Annotated in this window: 1 pseudogene; it reads right to left on the reverse strand. The window is 64.0% G+C overall.

Going from position 1 to position 8,397, the window contains the following annotated elements:
* Positions 1 to 8,369, reverse strand: a pseudogene (locus IC50_RS37400) (amino acid adenylation domain-containing protein); the annotation flags it as partial.
* Positions 8,370 to 8,397 lie beyond the last annotated feature (28 nt).

Raw genomic sequence — 8,397 nt, forward strand, 5'->3', positions numbered from 1 at the left:
CCCCGCGCCACCCCCGCCCCGCCAATGTAAAGCTCGCCCACCGCACCGAACGGCACGGGCGCGCCATGGCCATCCAGCAGGTACACCCGCGTGTTGGCAATTGGGCGCCCGATCGGGACCACCGACCCATTGAAATCAGCCGGGCAAGTCCAGATCGTCGCGCAGACTGTTGCCTCGGTCGGGCCATAAGCATTGACCATTGATGCTGGGGCCAGACTTCGGATGAGTTCAGGCTTAGGCAGCTCTCCGGCAAGAATGAGAACTTGCGCAGCCAAACGTTCCGGATCCTTGCTCGTCTGAAGCAACGCTGGGGGTAGTGTCGCGTGGGTGATGGCTTCGCTTCGGAGATAATCCGATAGCTTGTTCCTCGCTTGACGGATCTCTTCCGCAGGCAAGTGCAAAGCCGCTCCGGAGCCAAACGCCATAAGAAGCTCCCAAGCGCTTGCATCAAAAGCGATGGAGGCGAACTGCACGACTCGGCTGTTGGAAGAAGCGCCAAAGAGGCCGACCTGAGCCGACAGCAGATTGACCAACCCCCGATGCTGGACCATGACCCCCTTTGGGGTTCCGGTTGAGCCTGAGGTGTAGATCACATAAGCGAGATGGCCGGATGTGAGGCCAAGCGTGTGCCGGTCTGGGTTCGAAGCCGGCCGTTCGGCCCAGGCGGGCGTGGCCGTCTCCAAATCAATGACCGTCACCTCGGTCAGCACTTCGGGGCCGAGTGCTGCGCGACCGACGACGTCGCATAGCAGCAGCCGCGGCGCGGCATCGTTGACAACCTGACGCAGCCGCTCGCTGGGATAGGCTGGGTCCAGCGGCAGATAGGCACCGCCCGCCTTCAGGATCGCCAAGATGCCAACCATCATCATCAGGCTGCGTTCGAGGCAGATTGCCACCGGCTGGTCCGGCTTGACCCCAAGCTCGATCAGAAGATGCGCCAGCCGGTTGGCCCGCGCGTTGAGCTCGCCATAGCTCAGCCGCTCGTTTTCGCAGACCAGCGCCACCGCCTCCGGCGCCTTTTGCACCTGCGCCTCGAACAGCTCATGGACGCACTGCTCTGTTGGATAGGCCTCTTCCGTCCGGTTCAGATCCTCCAGCAGATAGGTGCGCTCCTCAGCCGGCAAGATGTCGAGCTCGCGTACCGGCGTATCCGGGGCATGCTCCAGCGCCTCTGCCAGCTGCTCGAGCGACCGCTGCATGTAGCCGCAGATCCGATCCGCCGAGATTGGCTCCGCCACCTGCACAGTGAGGCCCAGCGCCTCGCCAAAATCCTCAACCGACAGGGTCAGCGGATAGTTAGTGCGTTCCTCCCCGCCCAGCCATTCCATACCCGACAAGACATCATCCGTCCCGGAGCCGGGCACAGCCGGCGCCTTGTTGTGACGATAGTTCAACAGCGTGCTGAACAGCGGCGCCGACGCCGCAATAGCGCTGCAGCGCTGCGCCAGCGCCAGCGAGGCATGCTCATGTGTCAGCAGCTCGGCCAGCCGGGCGTGCGTGGTCCGCACGCTCGCCTCGACGGCGGTCCCATCAAGATCAAGCCGCAGCGGCAGGGTGTTGATGAACAGTCCCATGGCGCGGTCGGCGCCGGCGCTGCCCTGCAGGCGGCCCAGCAGCACCGTGCCGAACACCACCTGCTCGCGGCCGCTGCTGCGCGCCACCACCTGCCCCCACGCCAGATGGCACAGGCTCGCCAGACTCACGCCCAGCCGCCGCGCCTGTTCCGCCAGCCGCGCATGGAGCGCTGGCGGCAGCATCCGATACGCCTCACGAACCCCGCCGCCGTCGCCGCGCACCTCGCTCAAGTTGAAGGGCGTGGTCGGCTCGTCGATGCCGGCCAGCAGCTCCCGGAAGAACGCTTCATCCGCCTTGGCATCACCGCGTAGATGCGCCTGCGCCACCAGATTGCGGAATGGCTGCGGCGCCGTCAGCTCATGCTCGCGCCCCTCCAGCTTGGCCCGGACTTCAGCATGCATCACGTCCCGGGTTGCGTGATCCCCGATCAGATGATGCTGCAGCTCCAGCAACAGCCAGCGCGCGCTGCCGGGCTCGCGCGCAATCACAAACCGCAGCAGTGGCGCCCGGCCGAGCTCGATGCGGTGCCGGCGCGGATCAAACCGGTTCCTGAGCTGCTCAGCGCCAGCGCCATCAGCGCCATCCAGCTGGACCTCGATCACCTCCAGTCGCGCCTTCCGCCACACCACCTGGACCGGCCGCGACAACCCCTCCCAGACAAACGAGGTACGCAGGATGTCATGCCGATCTACCACCCGCTGGATCGCGGCAAGATAGCGCGCGAGCAGCCCACGCTCGGCAAACGCCATCTGCGACATCAGGAGGTATGGATCGCCCTTTGCCGCTAGCAAATGATGGAACAGGATGCCGTCCTGCAGCGGCGACAGACCGTAAATGTCCTGGATGTTGCAAACCCCGCCGGGTACCGTGGCGATGATCCGGTCGATCTCGTCCTGCGCGAGCTCGATCAGCGGCAACATCTCCGGCGTTATCGCCACGCTCCGCTCGGTGATCAGGTTGGCCGGGACTGCCACCTCGTGATGGCGGCCCAGGCGTGCGGCCAGATCCGCGAGCACTGGCTTGACGAACAAGGTGCGCACCTCGATGCGCAGTGACCGCCGCCGCAGATGCTCCATCATCTGCACCGCCAAGAGCGAGTGCCCTCCCAGTTCGAAGAAGTTGTCGTGCCGTCCGACCCGCTCCAGCCCCAGCAGCTCGGCCCAGATCTGCGCCAGCACCGTCTCCATCTCGCCCTGAGGCGGCGCGTAGGTCCGCCGCGCATATGCCTCGTCGCCCGGGGCCGGTAGCGCTTTTCGATCGAGCTTGCCGTTCAGCGTCAGCGGAAGCGCCGCCAGCCGCACGAACGCACTCGGGACCATGTAGTCCGGCAGCCCCGCACTCACATGCGCCCGCAAACCGCCGGCAAGATCAGATTCCTCAGCTCCGGCGGCAACGACATACGCAACGAGCCGCTGCTCGCCGCCACCATCCTCGCGCGCCACCACCACCGCCTCGCGCACGGAGGCATGCTCGCAAAGCCGCGCCGCAATCTCGCCCGGTTCGATGCGGAAGCCGCGAATCTTTACCTGGTCGTCGTTGCGCCCTAAAAACTCCAGATTGCCGTCCGGCAGGTAGCGCGCCAGGTCGCCGGTCCGGTACAGCCGGTCGCCCTCGACAAAGGGACTGGGGATGAACCGCTCCGCGGTCAGCTCAGGGCGGTTCAGGTAGCCCCGCGCCACCCCCGCCCCGCCAATGCAGAGCTCGCCCACCGCACCGAACGGCACAGGCGCGCCATGACCATCCAGCAAGTAGACCCGCGTGTTGGCAATAGGGCGGCCAATCGGGACGATGGCCTCATCAAACTCAGCCGGGCAGCTCCAGGATGTCACGTCGATCGCGGCTTCAGTCGGACCGTAAAGATTGTGCAGGGCCGTCCAGGGCAATACGCGCCGAACCCTATACACACTGGCGGCAGGGAGCGCCTCGCCGCTGCATAAAACCTGCCGCAGCGATGTGCAGCGGTCAACACTCTTCGCATCCAAAAAGCTGACCAGCATGGATGGCACGAAGTGAACCGTCGTGATGCGCTGGCTGACGATCAAGTCGACCAACGTATCGGGATCTCTGTGCGCACCGGGCGGCGCCAGTACCAGCGTTGCCCCTTCAAGCAAAGTCCAAAAGAACTCCCAGGCCGAGACATCGAAGCTAAATGGCGTCTTCTGCAACACGACGTCTGTTGGTTTCAGACCATAGGCGTCCTGCATCCAGATCAGGCGATTAACGATAGCCCGATGCTCATTCTGTGCCCCTTTTGGCCTGCCGGTGGATCCCGAGGTGTAGATCACATAGGCGAGATTGCGGGAGGTCAGGCTGAGCGCGCGCCGATCAGGATCCGCTTCCGGCAGGCTGGCCCAGGCCGGCGCCGCAGCATCGAGCTCCACCACGCTCACCTTGGCCGGCACATCCGCGCCGAAGGCGGCACGGCCGGCCACATCGGCCAGCAGCAGCGGCGGCGCCGCATCGTCGAGCACCTGATGCAGCCGCGCCGACGGATAGGCCGGATCCAGCGGCATATACGACCCGCCGGCCTTGAGGATCGCCAAAAGCCCCACCACCATCATCGGACTGCGCTCGACGCAGATCGCAGCCGGCTGGTCCGGCCTGACCCCGAGGGCGATCAAGTGATGCGCCAGGCGATTGGCCCGCGCATTGAGCTCGGCGTAGCTCAGCCGCTCATCTTCGCAGACCACCGCCACCGCATCCGGCGCCTTGTGCACCTGCACTTCAAACAGCTCGTGGATGCACCGCTCCGCAGGATACGGCGCCGCCGTCCGGTTCAGCTCCTCCAGCAGATACGTGCGCTCGGCAGTCGAGAGCGGCTCAATCCGGTGGACCTCTTGCTGCGCATCGGCTGCCATCGCCCGCAGCAGCGCCAGCAGATAACCACGCTGCCGCTCGATCGTCGCCTGATCAAACAGCGCCGTGGCATAACCCAGCGTTCCGGCGATCTCCTCGCCATGCTCGCCAAGGCTCAGCTCCAGATCGAACTTGGCCTGATCAATCTCCTCCCCGGCAGCTTCGACACTCAGCCCCGGCAGGTCCAATGGCCCAACCGCATTGTTCTCCCAGGCCAGCATCACCTGGAACAACGGTGTGTGATCAAGAGCCCGGGGCGGCTGCACGATCTCCACCACCTGCTCGAACGGCAGGTCCTGATGCTCCTGCGCAGCCAGCACCGTGCGCCGCGTCCGCTCCAGAAGCTCCGACACGCGCGGCTTGCCCGACAGGTCCAGCCGAAGCGCCAGAGTGTTGACGAAGAAGCCGATCAGCTCTTCGATCTCGCGGTGCCCCCGATTGGCGCTCGGCACGCCAATCACAAGATCGTCCTGCCCGGACAGACGCGACAGCACCGCCGCCCAGGCCGCCAGCACCGTCATGAACAACGTCGAGCCATGCTGCAGGCTCAGCCGCTTCAGCTCCCGCGTCAAATCCGCATCGACGGTGATCGGGACCGCGGCCGCGGCAAACGACTGCTGGGCAGGCCGCGCATGGTCCGTCGGCAAGACAAGACGGGCTGTGCCCGCCAGCGCGCTGCGCCAATACTGCGCCTGCTGCTGCAACCGTTCCCCCGACAGCCATTGGCGTTGCCAGGCGGCGTAATCCGGATATTGGATCGCAAGCGGCGGCAGAGGATCGTCCTGCCCGGCCTGGAATGCCCGGTAGAGCTGGCTAAGTTCACGCAGCAGCACGCCCATCGACCAACCGTCCGAGACGATGTGATGCTGGGTCAGCAGGAAGACGTGTTCCTCGTCGGCGGTGCGGATCAGCCGACCGCGGATCAGCGGACCGCGCGCAAGATCGAATGGCGTGCGCCCCTCTTCATGGCACAGATCCAAAAATGCCGCTTCCGCATCCGATCTCTCCCGCAGATCATGCTCAACTATTGGCAGACCCGCGTCCGGCGGCAAAACCTCAACCCGGGGCTTGCCCTGGGTCGCGACAAACACACTGCGCAGCGCCTCATGACGTGCAAACAGACGGTTAAGGCTGCGCTGCCAGGCGCTGCGGTCGAGCATCCCGCGCAATCGCAAGGCCAGCGGAATGTGATAGTTGGTGCTGCCTTCGTTCAGCTGAGCCAAAAACCATAGCCGCTGCTGCGCAAACGACAGCACAAGCGGCTCATGCCGCGACACGGCTGCAATCGACGGCAGCTCTTGCGGACCCGAGCAGCTCAACAGCTCGACGATGCTTGCCGCCAGGTCACTCAACACTGGCCTTGCGAACAGCGTCGACAGTGGCAGTTCGACCCCGACAGCCTGTGACAGCCGGCTCGACATCTGCACGGCCAAGAGCGAGTGGCCGCCCAGTTCGAAGAAGTGGTCGTTGCGCCCGATGCGCTCGACACCAAGGAGCTCGGCCCAGATCTGCGCCAGCGCCGTCTCGACCGCACCTTGCGGCGACTGGTAGGCCGCCAGCGCATAGGCCTGATCGGCCGGCGCCGGCAGCGCGTTCCGATCGAGCTTGCCGTTCACCGTCAGCGGAAGCGCGGCCAGCCGCACGAACGCACTCGGGACCATGTAGTCCGGCAGTCGCGCACTTAAGTGCGCGCGCAAGGCGCCCGCAAGCCCGCCTCCACCGCCCTCATCCGAGCCGGCTTCGGGCGCGCAGACCACATAGGCGATCAGATGCTTGTCACCGGCGTCGTTCTCGCGCGCCAGCACCACCGCCTCGCGCACCCAGGCGTGCTCGCAGAGCCGCGCGACGATCTCACCCGGCTCGATGCGGTAGCCGCGAATCTTCACCTGATCGTCGTTACGGCCCAGGAACTCAAGATTGCCGTCCGGCAGATAACGGGCAAGGTCGCCGGTCCGGTACAGCCGATCGCCCTCGACAAAGGGACTGGCGATGAACCGCTCCGCGGTCAGCTCAGGGCGGTTCAGGTAGCCCCGTGCCACCCCCGCCCCGCCAATGTAAAGCTCGCCGACCGCACCGAACGGCACGGGCGCGCCATGGCCATCCAGCAGGTACACCCGCGTGTTGACGATTGGACGCCCGACGTGAGGCATCTGGGGCCAACATGACGGATCAGCTGCAAGGTGGTGCTCGGAAATGACGCTGATTTCCGTGGACCCATATTGATTGATCAATCTCGCGTTCGGATGTGCTTCGAAGAACGTCCTAAGCAGTGGAGTGGCCTGCAATCGCTCGCCGGCTGTATAAAGCTCTCTTAAAGAGGGCAGCTGCACGCGCTGCGCGCTCCAGACTTCCGCAAAATGATTCAATGCCACGAACGGGAGGAAAAGCCGCTCTATCGCCTCCCGCTCTATAAATTCCAGCAGGTCGGAGAAGTGCCTCCGGGTCTCTTCCCGCACGAGCACAAGCACTCCGCCGTCCTTCCAACAGATGAACAATTCCTGACAGGACACATCGAAGTTCAGGGTCGCGAATTGAAGTGTGCGCAGTTTTGACGTGCCAATCCCCGCAAGCGAATTCACAAGCGCGCCATGGGACATTTCCACGCCCTTGGGGATTCCGGTTGAGCCGGAGGTATAGATGACATAGGCGAGATGGCGCGATGAAAGGCCAAGCGCGCCCGGGTCCGGGTTCGAAGGCGGCCGCTCGCCCCAAGTCGGGGTCGCCGTCTCCAGATCGACCACCGTCACATCGGCCACGGCTTCGGCGCCCAATGCGGTTCGACCGGCGACATCGCAAAGCAGCAGTTTCGGTTCTGCATCGCCAACAATCTGCCGCAGCCGCGCCGACGGATAAGCCGGATCTAGCGGCAGATACGCGCCGCCCGCTTTCAGGATCGCCAAGAGACCAACTACCATCGCCAGGCTGCGTTCGAGGCAGATCGCCACCGGCTGGTCCGGCTTGACCCCGAGCTCGATCAAATGATGCGCCAGCCGGTTGGCCCGCGCATTGAGCTCGCCATAGCTCAGTCTCTCCTTCTCATAGACCACCGCCACCGCTTCCGGTGCCTTTTGCACCTGCGCCTCGAACAGCTCATGGATACATAGCTCAAACGGATAAGGCGCCGCCGTCCGATTCAAATCCTCAAGTAGATACGTGCGTTCGTCGGCGGCCAGAATGTCTATTCGGCCGACAGGCTGCCCAGCATCGGCCATCACGCCGCGTAACAAAGTTTGCAAATGCTGCGTCATGCGGTCGATCTGCTTCGGTGCTAATCGAGCGGCATCAAAATGCCAGCGGAAGCTCCCATCCAGAGCGCAAACCTCAAAGGTCAGCAAATCGCCGCACAAGGCATGCCCAGCTTTGTGGTTCGTCGTCAGAGCATCAGCGGCGTGACAGCTCTCTGTCGTGATTGCAATGCCAATCGGCCAAGGCTGGCGCGCCCGTAGCGCCACCACTCCTCGCAATGTCGGGCAGCGCGCTATAAGATCTCGGGCAAAGCTAGCGTGCGCCCTCAGCTGAGCGACTTCGGCCGCTACGGTTTTGCGTACTTCTTCAAAATCATGAGCAAGCTCAATGCGAACATCCATCGGCACGACGGAGGCCATCACGAGTTTGGAGCCGGTTTGCAATCGGTCCCATGCAGGCTTCCATCCCAGTTGAAACTCTTGTTGCCCCGTGATCCGAGCGAGATAGATCAGCCAAGCTGCTACCAAATATTCCGAGCGATCTTGTGGGGAAATAGCCAAACCGCTTGGGCTAAACCATGAACTCGACTGCCATCGGGACGGCGCCGCAGCCACGGACGATGACACGAAAGGCGGATGCAATCTGCTAAACTGCTCGAGCCGCCGTCGCCAAAACTCCTCCCCACGCGCCCGCAGTTCATCCGCGGCAGATATGCTCTGCACCTGATCATCGCTCAAGATCGGACGGCGTCTTAGAGCCGGCTCCACAAATTTGGACAGG

This window comes from Bradyrhizobium genomosp. I (2014) (genome assembly GCF_000261685.1).
In the GTDB taxonomy this organism is placed as follows: domain Bacteria; phylum Pseudomonadota; class Alphaproteobacteria; order Rhizobiales; family Xanthobacteraceae; genus Bradyrhizobium.